Here is a 21,530-nt window from a genome sequence, read left to right as displayed (position 1 = left end):
TTTGTAAAAATATGGCGGAGGAGCAGGGATTTGAACCCTGGGTGGGCTATAAACCCACGCCGGTTTTCAAGACCGGTGCATTAAACCACTCTGCCACCCCTCCGAACGAGCGAGATAATAGCTATCTCTGTCGCCACTGTAAACTTAAATTTATGGTTAATAGTGTTGATTGACTATTTCATATTCACTTAAATCGAAAGCCGTGAACAACAAAGGGCTTAGGATGAGAAAACTGAAATGAAAATTGCACAAACAAGAAAGGCCATCATTACTGATGGCCTTTCCCGTGAATATGGCACAGAAGCTGCGCTTCAAATCAGGAACCCAAGGGTTCAAACGGTATGAATACAAAATATGTCGCAGGAGCTGAACTTAGAATGAGGAACCTTGGTTCAAATTGCACGAACAAAAAAGGCCATCATTACTGATGACCTTTCCCGTGAATATGGCGGAGGAGCTGCGCTTCAAATCAAGAACCCAAGAGTTCAAACATATTTAGTCAAAATGCCGCTAATTGCTTAGCGGCATTTTGACTAAATATGTCGCAGGAGCTGAACTTAGAATGAGGAACCTTAGTTCAAATTAAACAAACAAAAAAGGCCATCATTACTGATGACCTTTCCCGTGAATATAGCGGAGGAGCTGCGCTTCAAATCAAGAACCCAAGGGTTCAAACGGTATGAATGCAAAATGCCGCTAATTGCTTAGCAACATTTTGACTAAATATGCCGCAGGAGCTGAACTTAGAATGAGGAACCTTGGTTCAAATTGCACAAACAAAAAAGGCCATCATTACTGATGGCCTTTCTCGTAAATATGGCGGAGGAGCAGGGATTTGAACCCTGGGTGGGCTATAAACCCACGCCGGTTTTCAAGACCGGTGCATTAAACCACTCTGCCACCCCTCCGAACGAGCGAGATAATAGCTATCTACTACTCTGCTGTAAACCCTTAATTTAAAGAAACAATCTACATGGTCAATCTACATCCAATCCGCTTAAAAATATCGCGTTATTCAACTTATCTTTGAATCCCTTATCAGTTGAAGCGCCATTTTAAGGTGGCACACTTCACACTATATTAAGACTAAGCTCGATTGATATTGATTAAACGGTCAGATAGTTTCTGCATCTCAAGGCTTAACACATCAAGCGCCGTTGCATCGAGGGAGTTATCTTCACTAATGCTATTTATTCGCACTGCCAACTCATTAATCTCTTGAGTGACTTGGCTTTGCTGCTGAGCAGCTAACGCGATTTGTTGGGCACGCTGTGAAATATCATCGAAACTTTGTACGGTACTCGATAGAGAATTGGCAGCGCCCTCGGCCTCCGCAACCGCATGGACAGTGCGGGACTCCCCAGCTTGCATTGCTTGCACAGCGAGGCGCGAAGCCGATTGCAAAGCGTTAATCATGGTACTAATTTCATTGGCGGAATCTTGAGTTCGCCCCGCAAGGGTTCGAACTTCATCAGCAACGACTGCAAAACCACGACCCTGATCGCCCGCTCTAGCTGCCTCAATTGCCGCATTGAGAGCGAGCAAATTAGTCTGCTCAGAAATCGCCTTAATCACATCTAATACAGCACCCACCTTTTGACTGTCTTGGGCCAATTGGGATATAACCTTAGTTGCGTTGGCAATTTCTCCTGATAATGCCTCAATAGAAGTATTGCTGGCTGCAACACGGGTTTGCCCTTCTCGCACTACAATCAAAGACGATTGCGCAGTTGCAGCACAATCATTGGTATTATTCGCGACTTCCATGGCGCTTGAAGACATTTGCGTTATCGCAGCGGCTAATTGTGCACTCTCCAGCCGCTGTTGCTCTGCGCGCTGAGCTAACTTACGGCTAAGTCCGCTTAATTGCGTTGCCTCAAATTGAATTTTCTTCGCTTCTTGAGTGATCAGATCTAACATTGCCCTTAACGTCCCTGCATAGGTGTTTACGGCTCGGCGCAAAGCGCCAATCTCATCATCCCGCTGAATTTGCAGCTCAACATTCGCCCCCAAACTACCGCTCCCAAGGGAAGCAATTTGATCTGTGGTTTCCTCAAGTTGCGCCAACAGTTTTTTACCCGATAACCAAGCCAGAGAAAGTAAAATGGTGAGCAATGGTAATAAAAACAATAAAATATCAAAGGTTAGCTCACGGGCAAGCCCTGTAACTCGCGTTTTAGGCGTCACAAGGCCAATCACCCATCCGGTATCAGGCATCACAAAAAGGCTCACTTCACTCGCCTGATTAAGTCTTCCATCCTTATTTAAGCTTACAGACACCACTTTGTTGATTGAGGTTTGCTTAAGTGCAGTTTCAACGGGGGCAAGCCAAGGTAACTGCGCGACGATATCCGTAAAACGTAACATAGTGTCGGACTTATTCGTTTCAGGAAAATGTAAGATATTACCCGCTTGGTCTAAAGCGAAAGCATAACCGTCAGTTACATTGCCATGTTCTGTTAAAAATTTGGCTAAATCATCAAGTTTTAAATCTATCGTTGCGACCCCAGCAAATGTCCCCGTGAGACGATATGGCACACTGCATGTCACCATAGCCACCTTTGTAACCGGATCTTGATAAGCCTCTGACCATAAACATTGAGATACTGAGCTAGTCCGCGCGCCCGTATACCAAGGATCATTATGATACCCAGGGCCAGATGGCGCATTATAGTCATCCGAATAAGCCAGTAGATTATCGCTACCACGGGCCCAGAAAAAACTGTGGCGGACACTCCCAGCGACGAATTTATCTGGCTCAGGCCAGATCCCACCCCCAGCAATAGTGAGATCGCCATTGTTATCAATTAGATTAGGTAAAGAATTAAGATAAAGAGCTTGCTCGTGGGGCAACACTTCGGCGAGGTGTGCAAGGCTTAAAGTAATCCCCTCAATGCTTGCCAACTTAAGGGCGAGTTGCCTTACGATACTGCTACCCGTTTGCTCAATTAACTCTTGACTCGCCGCCACCACTCGAGGCTGCCCTCGAAGTGACATAACACCAAAAACCGCGAGCCCGGTCAGTAGAAGCAGCACTACACTGCCCATTGTGAGCCGCTGCGAAATACGTGTAGGTAACAACATAGCTTTCTCTACTTAAAATAAGTCACCCAGATGGGAGAATTGCTCGGCCGTATGATCCAAGACTGTCGAGAATCATACGTCGCACCATCCTAGTGCAAATTTTAAAGGCCATAAAAACCATTAACTTGGCCACAAACTTAGTGTAGACCATAAATGAGAAGCGCGGATAAAAAAGCCCATCATTACTGATGGCCTTTCTCGTGAATATGGCGGAGGAGCTCCGCTTCAAATCAGGAACCCAAGGGTTCAAATTGCACAAACAAAAAGGCCATCATTACTGATGGCCTTTCTAGTGAATATGGCGCAGGAGCTGCACTTCAAATCAGGAACCCAAGGGTTCAAACTGTATAAATGCAAAAAGCCGCTAATTGCTTAGCGGCTTTTTGACTAAATATGGCGGAGGAGCAGGGATTTGAACCCTGGGTGGGCTATAAACCCACGCCGGTTTTCAAGACCGGTGCATTAAACCACTCTGCCACCCCTCCGAACGCCGAAAATAGTATAAGTATACCGCTAACTTGTAAACCTCAATTTTTAAATATCGAGTCAAATGCTCAACTTATGTTCACCCCGATGTTTTTTACAACAAATACATGACCAGTTTCAACGAATAATCGAGTAAACAGACGTAAAAACACCTATACAGTGAGAGACTTGTCGTCTTGGTATGGTAAAATCACTGCAACTTTTCACGGTAAATGCTTATATGAATTCACTCTTGATACCCACGTCTTCACTCGCACCTGAATTTAGCCTGCCAACCCTTCCCGAAACGGCTGACAATCTAAGCGCATTACTCTTAGGACAAGAGCGTGCTGTGGATGCGTTTAAACTCCACCAAGCTATTGTCGATCAGCACTTGTATCTAGCTGATTTCCCGAGCATTGACCGCCAATTAATGATCCAAGCCTGTATTGATAGCCTAGCGCCGTTATCTCCAGCTTATTTAGTGGCAACACGCCCGACTGATAAAGCGGTAACATTTCAGTGGCAATCAGAGAAACCACTAGAAAATCAGGTCAGTATTGCCGAAAAAACGACTCGCTATCGCTACCTCAGTGGTAATATTCGCCGTGTAGACCTCATTGGCCGTATGGCACAAACAGGAACAACAAGCCAGTATCAAGCTGGTGCTCTGGCCGAATGTCATTATGTATTTATTTGCGCCGAGTCACTTTGGAAACGTGAAGGTTTATGGGAATTAGTGATGCAAATCCTAACCCATAAAGCGTATCAGATTAGCAATAACTTAAGTCCTATCCCGCTCAATTGTAAAATTGTCCTTATCGGTGCAGGAATGATTTATAGCCAAGTCAGAACTGAGGATTGGCAATTTCAACGTCACTTTACCCTACTAGCAGAACTCGCTAGCGAAATCGACTTGGTCCGCTATACAGAGTCACAATACGTCGCATGGTTGCAAGCGGTTGCACAAAGTGTCGAGGTCACTCTAGAACAATCAAGCCTAGCGCCACTTTTTCGTTATAGTGCACGGTTAACCGAACATCAGCGCCGCCTCAGTTTGTCTATGCTCGAGTTTGCCCAACTGATGGTACAAGCTAAAGCCTATTGTGGTAAACCGAGTATCAATGCGAGCAGTATTGAGCTCGCGTTAGCCCAAGCCAACTATCGTCATAACAGCTCGGAAGAGTATTCAGGTCAAAGCTTCGATGACAACTTCATAAATCTGCCAACTTCGGGTGCTATGGTAGGTCAGATCAATGGCTTAACTGTCATTGATGCCATCGATTACAGTTATGGTGAGCCTGCGCGGATCACGGCATCTGTTCACTATGGTGATGGTGAAGTCGCCGATATCGAAAGAAAATCTGAACTTGGTGGCAATATACATGCCAAAGGAATGATGATCCTTTCTGCCTGCTTGTACCGTATCTTTGGGCGAGATGCACCATTACACCTAAATGCCAATATCGTTTTCGAGCAATCCTATCAAGAAATTGATGGTGATAGCGCATCACTCGCCGAATACTGCTGTTTGATGTCAGCGATTGCCGAACAACCCATTATTCAGTCACTGGCAATAACTGGTGCATTGGATCAATTTGGTAATGTGCAAGCGATTGGTGGCATCAACGAGAAAATTGAAGGCTTTTTTAATCTGTGTGAACGTCGTGGTCTCACGGGAGAACAAGGCGTCATCATGCCCAAATCGAACGTGTTACAGCTTAACCTCAATCCCAAAGTGATTACAGCTGTAGGCAAAGGCTTATTTCACCTCTATGCAATCGAGCATATGGACCAAGCTGTTGAGCTATTAATGCAAATGCCTGCGGGTGTAGCCGATGAAGATAATGATTTTCCACATGATTCATTATACGGCCTTGTGCAGGAACGATTAGACAAGCTCGCAGGAAATGGCGAGGAGGAAATCGGCATAATCACGAGATTACTCGCAAAATTGGGATTTTTTCGCCGCTAATTAGCTGATCGGAGTTGTTTAGCTTACACGTGTTCGCTAATCTTGGCGACTCTTATTGCTGGAGTAGTAAAACAATGAACAAAGCAAACAGTTTCAATAAAGAAGAACTCATCGCCTGTGGCCATGGGAAATTATTTGGTCCAAACTCACCTCGTCTGCCTGTCGATAACATGCTGATGATAGATAGAATCGTTACTATCAATGATAATGGCGGTGAGTTTGGCAAAGGTGAAATTGTCGCTGAACTCGATATTAATCCAGACTTATGGTTTTTTGACTGCCACTTTATTACCGACCCGGTAATGCCTGGCTGTTTAGGGCTTGATGCCATGTGGCAACTCGTTGGCTTCTATTTAGGCTGGGAAGGCGCAGAAGGCAAAGGACGTGCTCTGGGTGTAGGTGAAGTAAAGTTTACTGGTCAAGTATTACCAGGCGCTAAGAAAGTCACTTATAAACTCAATATCAAGCGTACTATTCACCGTAAACTGGTGATGGGTATTGCCGATGCAATCCTTGAAGTTGATGGCCGTCAAATCTACAGTGCAACCGATCTTAAAGTCGGTGTCTTTAGCGATACGTCTACATTCTGATCAGTCTTACTCCAATACACTGAAGATATCAGTACTGCAGATATAAAAATGCCCTCATCTGAGGGCAATATGCTGCATTACTTTGCTTGTTCTGGGCTATTTAATTAATGAGTAAAACTCAATTATTTATTAAATAACCCATTAACTCGGCCATCCACACCTTCACGCCAACCGCCTAACCACTGCGATCGCGAATCAAGATTTGCATATGGACAGAGCTCCTTAGAGCGTCCACCAACCCCAGCTTGGAATCCTTTTGAAAAAGCTCTGTCTAAACGATCTCGTTTTTGTCTTTTCATGCAAGCGTCCTCTGTTCTACATAAAATAGAAGCAAAAGCTTCACCCATAGAAATAGTGCTTTTTGACGCCAAGATCAATCAAAAAATCGGCTATTATACTGACTATTTATTAAACTATTGAGATCTTAGCTAAAAAAAATCGAGGCATTTCGCCTCAATTTTTCTAGTCTGAATTGAAGCTTAAAACTTAACGAATTCGACGACGGAACCACACCAATGGCAAGGCAAATAACCAAGCTAACGTTGCCGCACCAGAACGCTCAAAATTACCGGTATCGGTGCTATCTTCAACAGTACAAGCTTCACCACTGGTAGCCGGTTTAAGTACAACCATACGTGGAACATAAGCCGTTACAGGCTCGCCACTACCACTCAGCTCAAATAGCGGTAAGCCATTTTCACCAATAACTATGTTGCCATCTTTATCAAATTGATAAGAAGGTTTACGAATAAAAGCCGTACCTACGATAGTGCCATCTTCGTTGATACTCGTACCTTCAACCACTAAAATATCAGCGTTATATTGAAGAATTTTACCCGAGCCATCTTGAACTTCGACCTGATGACGTGCCCAGCTACCGTCGTTTGATTTTTCATAACCCTTAGACTCGCAGGTCAGCAATTTATTGATATTGCTAAACTCACCCGTCGACTTCTCATACAGGAAACCCGCTTTGGGGCGTGGCTTCTCTTTATCGTAAGTCGTTTCAACGTAACCAACTACTTGACCTTTATTATTAATATCCTTGGGTTTACTCGAAAGATCCGTTGCCGTTGAGGCAAAATCATTAGGGGTTACATAGCCAACATCGGGTGTATTAGTATCAAAATAGAAAAACTTGTCGCGCAAATAACCTTGAATATAGCTACGATAACTACCAACAAGAATACCACTATCATTGATGTCATAGGCAATGGAACTTGAAATCGATTCGCCCATTGGGATCCAGTGGTATTTATAATTACCTTCGGCATCCTTAGCCCAATAAGCCGCATCTTGGTGCAACTTATCTGTATTGTTATTACGATAAACGTGCGAACGACCAACAACCACGCCGTTATCATTCACGCCGAGCGCCTGAGCAGTAAAGGTTAAAGTGTTATCAGCTTTAGGCGTTAACCCTAAAGGCAACTCAATTCCCGTAGCGATATTATTGTCGATTTGCCATACATAGGCACGGGTCTGGTACTGAATGTTACGCGTACCCGTTGTATTCGGATATTGCTCACGTTGTACACAAATATCCAACGGCAAAGTATTATCCGAGCCTAAACAATAATTAACACGATCACTACCATATTTACTGATAGCAGTACTGGCATAACCAGCCACTAAGTTATTATTATTAATAGCTGTAGCAGCAGACCATCCACCTAACTCTGCGGTTTTAGTCTTATCAGCATTAACAAATTGCGTGTAAGGAGGAACTAATGGAATTTCAGTGCTACCCACTTTTACAACACCGCGGAACTCATAGTCGCGGTAATACCAATAATCATCGGTAACATCAGTAGTGGCAGTGTTCTGTGTTTTCTTTTCAGGCGCAGTCATGCTGCCCACTTTAATACCGGCATCATTAATACCGTAATAAAAGGTATCAACAGAGTTAATCACAGCAGTATCATTTGGCGGTGTAGTACCATTAATGCTGTCGAATGTCGGTAACCAAGCCCCAGCTGCACCATTTTCTGCAGCAATAAAAGCAAAGTTATTTGCAACAATAGCAGCGGTAATAGAATAAGTAATGGTTTCTTCTGGTGCGATACCGTCGGCAACATCAATCACACCGCCTTCGACATCTGAACTGCTGAGTTTTTTCTTACCCTTTGAAATACCGACTAATTCACCACTAGCATTTACACCTAAAGCATAACCGTTACGAGTGCCTTCAAGCGTGCCCTGCAGGTCATAATTATCGATATTAACGATTTCATAGACAGGTGCAGCATGGGCACTGTTTAATACACCAAGGACACCTAAGGCAACCAAGGAAAGGGCTTTATCCAACTTTGACTTCATTAATTCTATTCCCATTTTTATTATTGGTTTACTTCAGTGACTCAAGCTCTTCCCAACGCTCGAAGCAAACTTCCAATTGCTTTTCTTTATCAGCCAACTGACTCAATACCTGATTGACTTTATCCTGCGCCTGACTATAAAAGTCTGAATGTCCAATAGTGGTCTGCAATGCGAGAATTTCTGCCTCCAATTGCTCCATCACATTAGGTAGCGACTCTAACTCACGCTGTAGCTTATACGACAGTTTTTTTACCGCTTTCACAGGTTCTGCAGTTTTAACTTCAACGGGTTTAGTTTCAACCGCAGGAGCTTCGACCGCCTTTTGTGAACTAGGTTCCTCAGAATAAAACTTTGCCCCTTGGTTCACGGCATCTTGATAACCACCTACATACTCGCTCCAATGGCCATTACCCGCATACCACCAGCTACTGGTCACAGTATTGTCGATAAATGCCCTATCATGGCTCACTAGCAACAACGTACCTTGGTATTCAGTGAGCAACGACTCTAGCAATTCTAAGGTCTCAATATCAAGATCGTTAGTTGGCTCATCGAGAATGATTAAGTTTGCAGGGCGAATTAATAACTTAGCCAATAACAAACGGTTCTTCTCACCACCCGACAGCGCTTTCACTGGCGTTCTGGCACGCATAGGCGAGAACAAGAAGTCCTGCAAATAACTTAAAATGTGGCGGTCTTGACCATTGATCGTGATGGTCTTTTTACCTTCACCAACGTTATCTTCAACGGTTTGCTCAGGATCTAACGCTTCACGATATTGGTCGAAATAAGCGATTTCTAACTTAGTACCGACTTTAATTTCGCCCGATTGCGGTTGCAGCTTCTCGATTAACAGCTTGATCAAGGTTGATTTACCACAACCGTTTGGCCCAATCAGCGCAATACGGTCACCGCGGATAACCGTCGTATTAAAGTTTTTAACCAGATTTTTATCGGGCAGATTGAAGTTAAGATCGGTCACATCAAAGACTAACTTACCAGAACGTTCAGTATCCGATACTGCCATTTTAGCATTGCCTTGACGATTCAGACGTTCACTTCGCTCTTCACGTAACGCCTTAAGTGCGCGAACTCGACCTTCGTTACGGGTACGTCTGGCTTTCACGCCTTGACGGATCCACACTTCTTCATCGGCGAGACGCTTGTCAAACAAGGCATTTTTCTCGGCTTCGACGCGCAGCCATTCTTGCTTACCATCAAGATACATTTGATAGTTGCCCGGCCATGAGGTCACCACACCACGGTCTAAATCGACAATCCGCGTCGCCATACGGGCAATAAAGCCCCTATCGTGGCTGATAAAGACGATAGCGCCTTGATAATCGAGTAAAAACTTTTCAAGCCACTCGATAGTGTCTATGTCTAAGTGGTTGGTCGGTTCATCAAGTAACAACAGATCTGGCTCGCTCACCAGTGCTCTGGCTAACGCCACTTTACGCTGCCAACCACCCGATAACTCGCTCAAGGATTTGTCAGGATCGAGTCCTAATAATTCGCAGTTTTGTTGGATACGAGAATCTAGCTGCCATCCATTATAGTGGTCTAAGGTTTCTTGCAGACCTTGCATTTCATTCAGCATACGATCCATTTGCTCGGGATCGGCATGGGCCACATCGTGGGACAATTGATGATAACGCTCAAGCGCCTCGCCCACTTCCTTTAATCCCGCAGCAATATAAGCGTATACCGTGCCTTGCTCAGCCTTTGGCGGATCTTGTTGTAGACGGCTAACGGTCACATTACCAGCGATGTTGAATTCGCCTTCATCCAGCAGTACATCACCAGATAACACTTTTAATAAACTCGACTTGCCAGCACCATTACGGCCAACAATACACACGCGCTCGCCGCGTTGAATAGTAAAATCCGCTTTTTGTAACAACGGAGTGTAACCATAGGCTAAAGAGCCACTATTGATACGAACCAGACTCAAACTAAGCTCCTGTAAACTCTTGTAATTGCGTTGCGTTAAATGGCCAATGTAATTCTCTACCATCCCAAGCTTTAAGCACAGGGATCGATACGCCATAACGCTGCGCGAGGTATTCATCGTCACAAATATCTATGGCCCGATAGCCAATGTCGGCCGCAGCCAATAAGGCTGCGGCCAGTTCACACAGATGACATCCCTCGGTGTGATATAGCAGATAATGCCTGTTATCTAATTCTGCTTGAGTCAACTCAGGCATGGGTGATAAGCCAAGTATTATGAATATGTGGATTACGTTTGTAGTCCATAGGCAAAGTCACGTCATCAATGTTCTTCACATTAATGTTCATCTTTGTCAGTGCCTCTATGTCCATCTTAAACTTACGTTTATTGTTAGAGAACACTAGCTCGCCTGTTGGGCTGAGCAGTTTCACTAAGGATGCCAGTAAGTTCACATGGTCTCTCTGCACATCGAATGAATCTTCCATACGCTTAGAATTTGAGAAGGTCGGCGGATCGATAAAAATCAGATCGTACTGTTCACGGCAATCCCGGATCCACTGCATGCAGTCAGATTGAACAAACTCATACTGCTTACCTTGCAGTCCATTGAGTGCAAAGTTGTCCTTCGCCCAAGCAATATAGGTATTTGACATATCCACCGTCGTCACCGATTTAGCCCCACCAAGCGCCGCATGCACAGAAGCAGAACCTGTGTAAGAGAACAGGTTAAGTACACGGCGTCCCTTAGATTTTTGACCGACTAAACGGCGTGTCAATCTGTGATCGAGGAATAAACCTGTATCCAAATAACCGGTTAAGTTCAGTTTGAACTTAGCGCCATATTCGGTAGTGATAAGCTCTAACTTACGCTCATCCAGCTTTTGATACTGACTCGTGCCCTTTTGACGCTCACGGGTCTTCATGATCATCTTGTTCGGATTGATACCAATGGCCGACGGCAGTGCTAACAAAACATCGCTTAAACGACGCTTGGTTACGGCTTCAGGTATAGTTGCTGGCGCCATATATTCTTGAATAATCACGTAATCTAAGTATTTATCTACTGCGACGTTATATTCAGGAATGTCGGCATCATAAATACGATAGCTGTCGATGCCTTCTTTCTTCGCCCATTTCTCTAATAACTTGGCATTTTTCTTAATGCGGTTAGCAAATGCAGGGGCGATATCGGCAATGTCGACGCCGTCTGGCAGCACTGGTGTATCACGACGCGTACTGGTCGCATGCAAGGTATAAATGTTAAAGGCACATTCTAGGGCACCGTTGAACATCTTCATCTGTTTGTCGGCTTTAAGCTTAAGTGATGATACAAGCTCGATATCACTACACAGCATGGCCACTTTCCAGCCGCCAAACTCTTTCTTAAACTTGTCACCTAGCTGATAGTAAAGCTGCAATAACTCAGACACATTGCCTAAACGTTCACCATAAGGTGGGTTAGTGATCAAATATCCACTTTCTGCAGGCGGCGTTATCGTCAACGCATCTGCAACTTGAAACTCGATTAACTCGAGTACACCGGCATTTTCGGCGTTACGTTTGGCTAACGCGACTAAGCGCGAATCGATATCTGAGCCGTAAAATTTAATCTCACAACGTTTCACGCCTAGTGAGGCACGCGCTTTTGCTTCTTCAACAATTTCTTGCCACACAGCTTTATCATGACGACGCCAATGTTCAAACCCAAAACGGCTACGCTGTAAGCCTGGTGCAATATCGGCCGCCATTAAAGCCGCTTCAATCAGCACAGTTCCACTACCACAGAAAGGATCGAGCAAGGTCGAAGGCGCTGCTTGCCAGCCACTGCGTACTAACATGTTGGCGGCTAAGTTTTCCTTCAGAGGCGCTTCACCAGTAGTAGAACGATAGCCACGTTGATGCAATGATGGACCAGAGAAGTTCATCGCAATCGTGATTACGCCATTACGAAAATGGGCATCAACTTTAAAGTCAGCATCGACGCGTGACACATTTGGGCGCTCAACGTCATCGTCCCGAAATCTATCCACAACCGCGTCTTTAATCTTGAGTGCGCCGAACTGTGTGTTATTAATAAAACCACCCGTACCATGAAAATCGATACTAAAAGTGCTTTTATTGGAAAAATGCGCCGGCCAATCGACGCAATAGGCGGCATTATAAAGTTGCTCTGCCGACTCGCAGCTGCCTTTATAGATAACCAACACGATACGGCTGGCTAAACGTGTCCATAAAGTAATCCGATACGCTAAAGCTAAGGGGGCAGTGAAATACACACCAGCAACACTCTCTTTTACTTCAGTCGCACCAAATTCTGTCAGCTCTTGGGCTAAGCTATATTCAAAGCCCTTAGGGGCGGCGGCAAAAAAATTAAGCATGGGATAATCAGTACGCAGTCAAAATCAAAGCGACATTATACCTGCTCGAATACATAAAAGATAAACAGTTATTAGCCGAAACCTCATTTAGTCTCATCCTCGACCTAAGATAATCAACGAAAAATCCCTAACTTATGTTTAAATTGTATGAAAGCCCCCCACTCCGCTTTATATTTAAGCGTTCACCACCTTTTTCGATCTTCGTCCTTGCAATGCCAAGGCGCTGCCGTTATAGTCTGCCCCGCTTTGAAGACGGACGCGGGATGGAGCAGCATGGTAGCTCGTCGGGCTCATAACCCGAAGGTCGTAGGTTCAAATCCTGCTCCCGCAACCATTTAAAAGCAAAATAGTAAAGTAATACAGATAGATATCGGACGCGGGATGGAGCAGCATGGTAGCTCGTCGGGCTCATAACCCGAAGGTCGTCGGTTCAAATCCGGCTCCCGCAACCACTTTCTATATGTGTTTATAACGAGAAACAGCTTATCGGGCTCAACTCCTTATAAACAACAGGCGAAGGTAGTCAGTTAAAATACGACTCCAGCAACCAATTCTTAGATGACAGAATTAAAATAGTTATTAACAGCAACAATCGGACGCGGGATGGAGCAGCATGGTAGCTCGTCGGGCTCATAACCCGAAGGTCGTCGGTTCAAATCCGGCTCCCGCAACCACTTTATATATGTGCTTATAACGAGAAACAGCTTATCGGGCTCAACTCCTTATAAACAACAGGCGAAGGTAGCCAGTTCAAATCAGGCTACTGCAACCAATTCTTAGATGACAGAATTAAAACAGTTATTAACAGCAATAATCGGACGCGGGATGGAGCAGCATGGTAGCTCGTCGGGCTCATAACCCGAAGGTCGTCGGTTCAAATCCGGCTCCCGCAACCAATTTCTATATGTGTTTATAATGAGAAACAGCTTATCGGGCTCAACTCCTTATAAACAACAGGCGAAGGTAGTCAGTTCAAATCCGGCTCACGCAACCAATTCTTAGATGACAGAATTAAAACAGTTATTAACAGCAACAATCGGACGCGGGATGGAGCAGCATGGTAGCTCGTCGGGCTCATAACCCGAAGGTCGTCGGTTCAAATCCGGCTCCCGCAACCAATTCTCTTTAATAAAAGAGAAAAACAACCAGCACAAGCTGGTTTTTTGTATCTAAAATTCGTAATAACTCTCTGTAAAATCCTAACCAGATCACCATGGTAGCTCATCGGATTCAACGACCTATAAACAACCGATGAAAGCCATCAATTCAAATCATCTTCAACAACAGCGTCCAAAATAAGATTTAAACTGATCAGCTGACATCAATGCATTTTTTGGATGTCAAATTTCGCCATAAAAGTGTCGGACAATATGACTCCTGCCATAGCACCAAAGGAAACGGTGAAAATCATTATGAAAGGTAGAGGTTTCAAATAAGCAGAAATGAGAACACCTTGACCGAACCAGTGCAGTATTAGACCAAGCATCATGATGCCAAAAGCAAACTTATTCGCAGCAAAAAACATCGATATTTCGAATGCCCACAACTCTTTATTTTCCTTAAATTGAGCGAAACCGAAATAGAGATAAAGCAGTAATGCCACTAAGGCGAGAGTGCAAACATTGAGTGCATAGCTTAATTGAGAAGCCCCAGCCAATACTTGATAGCCGATACGTATGGCATAAATACCAACACCCAACCAAAGTATCAGCAGCGGCAATAAAATGAGTCCCATTTTTATCCTTAAAAGTTAGGATAGACATACACTTAGCACCTAAAGCGAGCTCTGAAAATGAGCGCTTAATGCTATTCCAATACCTCGGTTCGTAAAGTGACCTCTTGATGTAAGTTCTTAAATTGAGCGCTTAGAGCAAATTCTTAAAGTTAGTGCTTAGAGTGAGAGCCTTAAGTAACAGCTAAAATAGCATAGATATCAGCACATTAATTTAACCGCGCCATATGATACACACTAACAAACTCACCATTTCTAAAAGCAAAATCCTTCTACTCACCTTCCATTACAAAGCCAAACTTTTTATATAGACCAATGGCGGCATAATTATCGGTATAAACCGTTAATTCAATTCGTTTTATATTCATCCATTTATCGGTAAGCTCAAGCATCGCGTTAATCAAGGCACAGCCTATACCGCGGCCTTGCCAACTGTCTTTTACACCCATACCAAAGGAGGCAACATGCCTACGGCGAGGTTGCTCATACACTTCAAAACCCAACTCACCGACAATTTCACCTTCAATCTCTGCAACATAACGATGAACATGATTCGATGTTGCAGCAAGACGCGCCTCCCATTTATCGGTCGATGGCAAAGGTAATTGCAAGGTACCGGCATAGGCATTTGGGCAGGCATATACTGCTTGAATGGCTGCAGCGTCACACTTCTCTGCATGCCTAATCGTAATATTTCCCAATGAGTCCCCTCCCTAGTTTTCAAATAAAAAAGACGTGGCCAATTCAACGTACACAGAACTAAGCACACAGATCTAAGCCCAACGAATTGACTAGACATACTGTGGATCACTGTGATTAAGCAACTCAACCCGATTATTATCAAACCTACTTTACGGATGAAGCTCGCATAAGACAAGTATGAAATTTAAAAAACTATTGATAAACATGGATTTTATATAGATAGATATCAATCAATATAGGAATTGAATCAACCACCGCCCTGTCTCCATAACCCAGCCTCAACACCTAGGTTGAAACTCTGGGTAAATAAAAACCCGCTCAAGATAGGATCTTGGCGGGTTTATAAGATTCAGGCACTAAAGTGATAATTGAGTTGAATACTTCAATCTTAAATTAATCCAATACAATCAATAGCATGGACCAATAGAAACTGTTTAATTAAAGTGGTAAACGACCATTAAAGGACAGCGCTAACGTAGTGCTATCCACGTATTCCAACTCGCCACCTACGGGTACGCCATGGGCAATGCGACTTATCATCACTTTGTGACGTCTGGCCATATCGGCAATAAAATGTGCTGTAGCCTCACCTTCTACTGTTGGATTTGTCGCTAAAATCAGTTCGTTGACATCACCCGATGCCAAATGGCGCTCGAGTAACGCTAAGCCTAACTCTTCTGGCCCCACACCATCGAGGGGCGATAAATGGCCTAAAAGTACAAAGTAACGGCCAGTGAAATGTCCACCCGCTTCAATGGCTAACACATCAGCCGGCGTTTCCACCACACAAATGGTGGAGGAGGTTCCGCGTTTATGGCTAGCACAGATCGGACAGAGGGTTTCTTCAGTGTAGGTTCGGCAAGACTGACAATGACCGACGTCACTCATCGCACTGGACAGCGCACTGGCTAACTTAAGCCCTGCTTTTCGGTCGCGTTCAAGTAACTGAAACGCCATACGTTGCGCCGATTTAGGCCCAACCCCAGGTAAACAACGCAGGGACTGAATTAACTCATCTAACAATGGACTAAATTTCATCGGCTATCTCAATTAAAATGGCATTTTCATGCCTGGTGGTAATTGCATGCCACCAGTAACTTCAGCCATTTTAGTTTTTTGGTTTTCTTCGATTCGACGGGCTGCGTCATTACAAGCCGCAGCAATCAAATCTTCCAGCATTTCTTTGTCGTCTTCCATCAGGCTTGGGTCGATTTCGACTTTACGCACTGTGTGCGCGCCAGTCATGGTGACTTTCACCAAACCTGCACCAGATTCCCCCACCATTTCCATACGGGCGATTTCTTCCTGCATTTTGGCCATTTTTTCTTGCATCATCTGGGCCTGTTTCATCAAATTGCCCATACCGCCTTTTCCAAACATAGTCATTTCTCTTCTATTAGGGTTAGTCGCAAGCATTAACGCGGCTAATCTTACTTAAATAAATGGGATTGGCAATCAATGCCGTTATCTTGTTAATAAACTTATGATCTCGATGCAGAGTTTCTCAGCAGCATCACTATAGATATGCACTCGAAGCCTAAATTTAAACCACAGCGTTACAAATTAACGATGAAAATTTTACCCAAAGACTCGCCAATAATGGCTAACTCGCAGCCTCAGTTAACTCAGGTAACGCTTGTATTTGCTGACTGCGTAAATTCAACAACTCTGGCGGATATACTAGACTATCGGCATCGAGTTCGGCGCCCATACGTTGGATCAACCATTGCACATTGTCATCATGAATCAATGATTGATGCGCTTGTTGCAGCAACTCTTGGTGGAAACGCTTACGTAACTCTAAGGGCGTTTCCCGCTGTTCATCGATTCCTATGACCACTTGTACCCGTCTTGGGTTCCCGAGCGCGGTAGTTAAGGCTTGCTCAAGCTGCACTATGGCAACATCGGCCGCTAAATGCTTCTGGTTTGGTTTAAGCAGCAACGGCAAAGGATCGCTCAAGGTTTGGCAGACAGAATTAACCGCCAGTTGCCGCACTCGCCCGCCGATCTCTAAGCTCGCCATCAACTTGTACCAATGTAAATCTAATGGATGACCGCTAATAGGTTGAGTCGAACTGAGCGCGACTTGTGTCTCCTGCGTGTGTTCCACTGTATTTGACGCATTTGTCAGTGCTGTTGTGCTAGCCAAAGCAAACTCTGAGGCGGGTATTTCTTCTTGACGTACAGCCTGATTTTGAAGTATTTCCGACTTCAAACTTGATGCTGCGACCTGCCCGTCACTCAGGGATAGAGTGTCATCTTGTGCATGATTAGGTGTGTAACTCTCGCCTAAAAGCTCTTGAGCATGACTGGTTTGAACATTATTTATATCAGTAGCTTGCGCGCTCACAGGCTGAACACTGTCAGTCTTATTGCTATCGACTTGCGTCACTTCGATAGATTCAGCTTCAGGCGCTGCCTCCCAAGGCGGACGATCATCTGCAGTTGACGGTTTGACAGGCTTCTCAGAGACAATTCCAGTTGAAATGACGACTGAAGATACTGCTTGGTGCAGATCGATAGGCTCAAGATCTAAGTCGAAGTCATCATCAAAATCTATCGCTAAATCAGGGTCTAAATCAGATGCTGGATCAACAGAAAATGCCACACTTGGCTGACTCGCTTCAATTTTAGTAACCGATTTAGGTAAGGTTACACCATGTGATTTAGTGTTTGGCGTCTTAAGTTTTGAGTCCAATGACGACTTTTTTTCATCACCGTCCTTAGCACTTAAGGCGTCAAGATCCGATAGCAGTGAATCCCGAGCCGCCAACACCGCCGAGAGAATATCATCATCGGCTAAGGATACAGAAGCGGCTTGTTGTAGCGCTTGCTCTTGTATTGAATCTGATACTGAGGTCTGTGATTGAGTGAAGACTTGAGCCACAGGTGCTAACTGACGATCAGCAGAAGCTTGCATGCCTGCAGCGTTTGAAACACCTACAGAACTTTGAACATCAACAGAATTTATAGCCTCTTGCGAATCAAAGCCATGGTTAAAGTTATCATCATTATAAGCGCCAGAGGAGAAATCAGCATAAACGTCTTGATAGGAATCAAGCGGAGCTGACTCTAGGGCATAATCCCCTATCGCTGGATATGAATGCTCAGCTTCATTTCCATCAAGACTATTGGCATCATGCCCTAGCTCAAAAGTGTTGTTATCGAAGATGTTCTCTGCAGCAGGGTCTTTATCAGAAAGAGCTTTATCTACACTGTCACCACACTCAACAGCTGTTGAATTGACAGCAGTTTCAGGCTCTGCCGTATTCACTAGACTCAGCTCGGAAGCTGTTGTGACTAATTCAATTCCTTGAATATTATGAGTATCAATACTAACAACCGATGCCTCGATACCAGTAACGGATTCTGAAGTGTGTATAAGAGACGCTTGAACGGTTGATACTGTTTGAGTTTGTGGCTCGACCTCAGCATTCACTATCTCAACGTTTAAGCTGCCAGCGTTAAATCCCTGACTCTGCGCCTGACTTAGAATCACCGCCTGTTCGGCAATTAATGCCGCATCCGCTTGGAGCTCAGCATCAAGTGCCTGCTCTGCGGTATCGGCAGGCTCAATTAATGCTGTTTTTTTTTCAGCAGGCAGTTGTTCCGCAGTATGTGGCTCAGCAAACTGTTGTTCTTTTACATCATGAGCTTGCGCTGTCGCAACTGGCGTTTGCCCTTCGGATAAACTGATCTCAGCGACCGCATCAGGCTGCCAGCGCTTTACTGGCTTTTCCGGCACAAACGCCACAGCGCGTAATAGCGCCATCTCAAGACCCGATTTAGGATCCGGTGCATGGGGTAAGTCTTTGCGGCCTGTTAATAAAATCTGATAATAAAGCTGCACCTGTTCCGGCTTAAGCTGTTCGGCAAAGGCGCGAATCTGTGCGCTATACAAGGATTGCTGCGCGCACGCGGGGGCAAATTGGGTCAAGGTAATTTGATGTAACAACTCAAGTAAACTGCGTAGCACTTCTTGGGCATCTGCGCCGTACGCAAGCACTTGGGCACAGGTATGCATTAACACACCAATATCGGCATCGGTTAAGGCATTAAGCAAGGCAACTACATGCTGCTCATCAATACTGCCAAGCATGGTTTGCACTTGGCCAAGCATCACATTACCGCCACCAAAGGCGATGGCTTGATCTGTCAAACTCAAGGCATCACGCATACTGCCATTGGCAGCTTTAGCCAGCAATTTTAGGGCTTCTACATCAAAGGGAAACTGCTCTTGGGTCAAGATATGATTGAGCTGAGTGCCAATTTCAGCTTGGGTCAGGCTTTTTAAATTGAACTGCAAACAACGAGATAACACAGTCACTGGCAGTTTCTGCGGATCGGTGGTCGCCAGAAGAAATTTAACGTGCTCGGGGGGTTCTTCTAAGGTTTTTAGCAGTGCGTTAAAACTGCTGCGCGACAGCATATGCACTTCGTCGATGAGATAAACCTTAAAGCGGCCACGGGTTGGACGATACTGCACATTGTCTAACAGCTCACGGGTATCATCGACCTTAGTGCGAGATGCGGCATCGACTTCAATCAAATCGACAAAACGGCCTTGGGCGATTTCCACACAACTGCCGCAAACACCACAGGGAGTGGCTGTCACGCCTTGTTCGCAATTTAAGCCTTTGGCAAAGAGTCGCGCCAAGCTGGTTTTACCGACACCGCGCGTTCCCGTAAACAGGTAAGCATGGTGTAAGCGCTGCTGGCTTAACGCATTGGTCAAGGCATGCAAAACATGGCTTTGGCCAACCATTTGATCAAATGTGGCAGGGCGCCATTTTCTGGCTAACACCTGATATGACATGGAACTCCCCAGAGTATGTGATACAAAAGCGGGAGCATGCGCCCCGAGAACTTTGAAAGATAACATGCCATGATTTGACATGCCATCAAACTATCCCAAGGCGCCTTTAGCTGCAGATTTATTCGCCTTCAAACTCACAAAGTTTAACCAACTCAAGCCCTAATGCGGTTAAACGGGCTTCACCGCCTAAATCAGGTAATGAGATCACAAAGGCCGCATGTTTAACTTCACCGCCGAGTTGGCGAATGAGTTTAACGGTTGCTTCGATAGTACCGCCAGTGGCGAGTAAATCGTCAACAACGAGCACTTTGTCATTTGCGCTAATCGCATCAGTATGAATTTCTAGGCTATCGTGACCGTATTCCAGTTCATAGCTTTGGCTGATGGTTGCACGCGGCAATTTGCCGGGTTTACGCACAGGTACAAAACCGATACCCAATTCTAAAGCCAACGGTGCACCAAATAAGAAACCACGGGCTTCAGTACCCACAATTTTGGTAAAGCCTTGACCACGATAATGTTCAACTAACAAGTCGATGGTCGCTTTATAGGCTGCTGCATTCTCAAGCAAACTGGTGACATCTCGAAATAAAATCCCTTCCTTAGGATAATTAGGAATCGTTTTAATGCTTTGCTTTATCAAGGATAAGGTTTCTGTATTCATAGCCATCATATTTGCTTAATAAGTTACTTAATCAATTCACCAACCTAGCGGTGGCGGTATAAAACAAAACGTCCACACTGGGTGGACGCATTGTCGAAAGTCGAACAAAGCTTATGCCGCTTTAGTTTTAGTTGCAACAATCACAATGCACAAGTGATGGAAAGGTTATCAATTTGTGCCTTAGATCAAACCCTGTCGGCACTGTGTTAAATATCCTCAACAAGAACACGACTAAACTTTCAGTCACAGCGCCTGAGCCCATTCAATCACTCAATCATCCCTCTATTTCAGGTATACCTTTAAGATACCCAAGTAAGACCAACGCCATGACAAACAGCAGACCTTTTACCCAAAGGATAGGGACCACAATAATGCTGACACTAAAACTGAGTGCGCTAACTATCATGGCTTTGCGTTTCAATCCCTTACGCATTGCTCGCTGCTCTTGCCACTGGGTTAAGGCGTCGGCAAACCAGGGATGTGTCATCAACCAATGGTGTAAACGTTCACTCGAGCGGGCAAAGCAGAAGGCAGCAAGCAAGATAAAAGGCACGGTCGGCAATATCGGTAGCACGATACCGACTAAACCTAAGACTAAAGCGGTTAAGCCTAACAGTAAAAATAATCCGCGCTTTAATACCATAGGTTTAAATGCCCTTTATCGGAAAAACAAAAGCCACTCGAAGAGTGGCCAATAGGCTACGCGCTAGAGATTAACGCTCGCTTAAATTAAACCTAAATGCTTTAACCAAGACAGACTTGCTGGCAGAGTCGGCAACAGTAAAACTAAAATAAAACCAATAAAATACAAAAAATTAAATGGGTCTTTGAACGGCTGACTACTCATTACA

15 protein-coding genes, 8 tRNA genes and 1 pseudogene are annotated in these 21,530 nt (G+C 44.7%); 7 read left to right on the top strand and 17 right to left on the bottom strand.

Annotated elements, in window-relative coordinates; genetic code table 11:
* Positions 1-12: 12 nt before the first annotated feature.
* The 4 genes from L5M11_RS05500 to L5M11_RS05485 form a co-directional block, all read right to left on the bottom strand.
* Positions 13-103 (bottom strand) — tRNA-Ser (locus tag L5M11_RS05500).
* A gap of 714 nt (positions 104-817) precedes the next feature.
* Positions 818-908: transfer RNA gene (locus tag L5M11_RS05495), tRNA-Ser, on the bottom strand.
* Positions 909-1,086: 178 nt separating this feature from the next.
* Complete coding sequence (locus L5M11_RS05490; RefSeq protein WP_263185790.1) at positions 1,087-3,084, bottom strand: methyl-accepting chemotaxis protein; 1,998 nt, start codon at positions 3,082-3,084, stop codon at positions 1,087-1,089.
* A gap of 394 nt (positions 3,085-3,478) precedes the next feature.
* Positions 3,479-3,569 (bottom strand) — tRNA-Ser (locus L5M11_RS05485).
* Positions 3,570-3,790: 221 nt separating this feature from the next.
* Here L5M11_RS05485 and L5M11_RS05480 point away from each other — a divergent pair.
* Both L5M11_RS05480 and fabA read left to right on the top strand, forming a co-directional pair.
* Entirely contained in the window at positions 3,791-5,524 is a 1,734-nt protein-coding gene (locus L5M11_RS05480; protein ID WP_263185788.1) for an AAA family ATPase, read from the top strand.
* 74 nt (positions 5,525-5,598) lie between these two features.
* The gene (gene fabA / locus L5M11_RS05475) at positions 5,599-6,114 is read left to right on the top strand and encodes a bifunctional 3-hydroxydecanoyl-ACP dehydratase/trans-2-decenoyl-ACP isomerase (protein ID WP_028759638.1); all 516 of its coding nucleotides are present in this window, start codon (positions 5,599-5,601) and stop codon (positions 6,112-6,114) included.
* A gap of 122 nt (positions 6,115-6,236) precedes the next feature.
* Here fabA and rmf read toward each other — a convergent pair whose 3' ends face one another.
* The 5 genes from rmf to rlmKL all read right to left on the bottom strand — a co-directional run bounded on the left by rmf (position 6,237) and on the right by rlmKL (position 12,765).
* Positions 6,237-6,413, bottom strand: a complete 177-nt coding sequence (rmf, locus tag L5M11_RS05470) for a ribosome modulation factor (protein WP_006082074.1) — start codon at positions 6,411-6,413, stop codon at positions 6,237-6,239.
* A 187-nt stretch (positions 6,414-6,600) separates the two neighbouring features.
* Positions 6,601-8,433, bottom strand: a complete 1,833-nt coding sequence (locus L5M11_RS05465) for a DUF3466 family protein (protein ID WP_263191579.1) — start codon at positions 8,431-8,433, stop codon at positions 6,601-6,603.
* Positions 8,434-8,461: 28 nt separating this feature from the next.
* On the bottom strand, positions 8,462-10,387 hold the full coding sequence (locus tag L5M11_RS05460; protein ID WP_173497384.1) for an ABC transporter ATP-binding protein: 1,926 nt from the start codon (positions 10,385-10,387) through the stop codon (positions 8,462-8,464).
* Between the two features lies 1 nt (position 10,388).
* Positions 10,389-10,643, bottom strand: coding sequence for a glutaredoxin family protein (locus L5M11_RS05455; protein ID WP_113940891.1), 255 nt, complete (start codon positions 10,641-10,643; stop codon positions 10,389-10,391).
* On the bottom strand, positions 10,636-12,765 hold the full coding sequence (gene rlmKL / locus L5M11_RS05450) for a bifunctional 23S rRNA (guanine(2069)-N(7))-methyltransferase RlmK/23S rRNA (guanine(2445)-N(2))-methyltransferase RlmL (RefSeq protein WP_168827462.1): 2,130 nt from the start codon (positions 12,763-12,765) through the stop codon (positions 10,636-10,638). The genes L5M11_RS05455 and rlmKL overlap by 8 nt, the downstream gene beginning before the upstream one ends.
* Positions 12,766-13,022: 257 nt before the next feature.
* Here rlmKL and L5M11_RS05445 point away from each other — a divergent pair.
* The 5 genes from L5M11_RS05445 to L5M11_RS05425 all read left to right on the top strand — a co-directional run bounded on the left by L5M11_RS05445 (position 13,023) and on the right by L5M11_RS05425 (position 13,883).
* A tRNA-Met gene (locus L5M11_RS05445) sits at positions 13,023-13,099 on the top strand.
* 41 nt (positions 13,100-13,140) lie between these two features.
* Positions 13,141-13,217, top strand: a tRNA-Met gene (locus L5M11_RS05440).
* A 145-nt stretch (positions 13,218-13,362) separates the two neighbouring features.
* A tRNA-Met gene (locus L5M11_RS05435) sits at positions 13,363-13,439 on the top strand.
* Between the two features lie 145 nt (positions 13,440-13,584).
* Positions 13,585-13,661 (top strand) — tRNA-Met (locus L5M11_RS05430).
* A 145-nt stretch (positions 13,662-13,806) separates the two neighbouring features.
* Positions 13,807-13,883: transfer RNA gene (locus L5M11_RS05425), tRNA-Met, on the top strand.
* Between the two features lie 203 nt (positions 13,884-14,086).
* Here L5M11_RS05425 and L5M11_RS05420 read toward each other — a convergent pair.
* From L5M11_RS05420 to L5M11_RS05385, 8 genes and pseudogenes are all read right to left on the bottom strand, one after another.
* Positions 14,087-14,500, bottom strand: a complete 414-nt coding sequence (locus L5M11_RS05420; protein WP_131523277.1) for a hypothetical protein — start codon at positions 14,498-14,500, stop codon at positions 14,087-14,089.
* Between the two features lie 272 nt (positions 14,501-14,772).
* A pseudogene (locus L5M11_RS05415) lies at positions 14,773-15,198 on the bottom strand (GNAT family N-acetyltransferase); the annotation flags it as partial.
* A gap of 439 nt (positions 15,199-15,637) precedes the next feature.
* Positions 15,638-16,237 (bottom strand): recombination mediator RecR, encoded by a 600-nt coding sequence (gene recR, locus L5M11_RS05410; protein WP_131525000.1) that lies wholly within the window; start codon positions 16,235-16,237, stop codon positions 15,638-15,640.
* Between the two features lie 12 nt (positions 16,238-16,249).
* Positions 16,250-16,579 (bottom strand): YbaB/EbfC family nucleoid-associated protein, encoded by a 330-nt coding sequence (locus L5M11_RS05405; protein WP_028759630.1) that lies wholly within the window; start codon positions 16,577-16,579, stop codon positions 16,250-16,252.
* A gap of 223 nt (positions 16,580-16,802) precedes the next feature.
* A complete protein-coding gene (gene dnaX, locus L5M11_RS05400) occupies positions 16,803-20,096 on the bottom strand; it encodes a DNA polymerase III subunit gamma/tau (RefSeq protein WP_219251648.1) in 3,294 nt (1,097 codons plus the stop codon).
* A gap of 37 nt (positions 20,097-20,133) precedes the next feature.
* Positions 20,134-20,685 (bottom strand): adenine phosphoribosyltransferase, encoded by a 552-nt coding sequence (gene apt / locus L5M11_RS05395; protein WP_105252212.1) that lies wholly within the window; start codon positions 20,683-20,685, stop codon positions 20,134-20,136.
* Positions 20,686-20,953: 268 nt separating this feature from the next.
* The gene (locus L5M11_RS05390; protein WP_131525002.1) at positions 20,954-21,322 is read right to left on the bottom strand and encodes a YbaN family protein; all 369 of its coding nucleotides are present in this window, start codon (positions 21,320-21,322) and stop codon (positions 20,954-20,956) included.
* 81 nt (positions 21,323-21,403) lie between these two features.
* Complete coding sequence (locus L5M11_RS05385; protein ID WP_006082086.1) at positions 21,404-21,526, bottom strand: hypothetical protein; 123 nt, start codon at positions 21,524-21,526, stop codon at positions 21,404-21,406.
* Positions 21,527-21,530 lie beyond the last annotated feature (4 nt).

The organism is Shewanella sp. SM87 (assembly GCF_025653705.1).
Lineage (GTDB): Bacteria > Pseudomonadota > Gammaproteobacteria > Enterobacterales > Shewanellaceae > Shewanella > Shewanella oncorhynchi.
This window is presented reverse-complemented; position numbering and strand designations above follow the sequence as displayed.

Coding starts and splice junctions, on each gene's coding strand:
- L5M11_RS05490 (WP_263185790.1), bottom strand. CDS start 3,084: ATGTTGTTACCTACACGTATTTCGCAGCGGCTCACAATGGGCAGTGTA.
- L5M11_RS05480 (WP_263185788.1), top strand. CDS start 3,791: ATGAATTCACTCTTGATACCCACGTCTTCACTCGCACCTGAATTTAGC.
- fabA (WP_028759638.1), top strand. CDS start 5,599: ATGAACAAAGCAAACAGTTTCAATAAAGAAGAACTCATCGCCTGTGGC.
- rmf (WP_006082074.1), bottom strand. CDS start 6,413: ATGAAAAGACAAAAACGAGATCGTTTAGACAGAGCTTTTTCAAAAGGA.
- L5M11_RS05465 (WP_263191579.1), bottom strand. CDS start 8,433: ATGAAGTCAAAGTTGGATAAAGCCCTTTCCTTGGTTGCCTTAGGTGTC.
- L5M11_RS05455 (WP_113940891.1), bottom strand. CDS start 10,643: ATGCCTGAGTTGACTCAAGCAGAATTAGATAACAGGCATTATCTGCTA.
- rlmKL (WP_168827462.1), bottom strand. CDS start 12,765: ATGCTTAATTTTTTTGCCGCCGCCCCTAAGGGCTTTGAATATAGCTTA.
- L5M11_RS05420 (WP_131523277.1), bottom strand. CDS start 14,500: ATGGGACTCATTTTATTGCCGCTGCTGATACTTTGGTTGGGTGTTGGT.
- recR (WP_131525000.1), bottom strand. CDS start 16,237: ATGAAATTTAGTCCATTGTTAGATGAGTTAATTCAGTCCCTGCGTTGT.
- L5M11_RS05405 (WP_028759630.1), bottom strand. CDS start 16,579: ATGTTTGGAAAAGGCGGTATGGGCAATTTGATGAAACAGGCCCAGATG.
- dnaX (WP_219251648.1), bottom strand. CDS start 20,096: ATGTCAAATCATGGCATGTTATCTTTCAAAGTTCTCGGGGCGCATGCT.
- apt (WP_105252212.1), bottom strand. CDS start 20,685: ATGGCTATGAATACAGAAACCTTATCCTTGATAAAGCAAAGCATTAAA.
- L5M11_RS05390 (WP_131525002.1), bottom strand. CDS start 21,322: ATGGTATTAAAGCGCGGATTATTTTTACTGTTAGGCTTAACCGCTTTA.
- L5M11_RS05385 (WP_006082086.1), bottom strand. CDS start 21,526: ATGAGTAGTCAGCCGTTCAAAGACCCATTTAATTTTTTGTATTTTATT.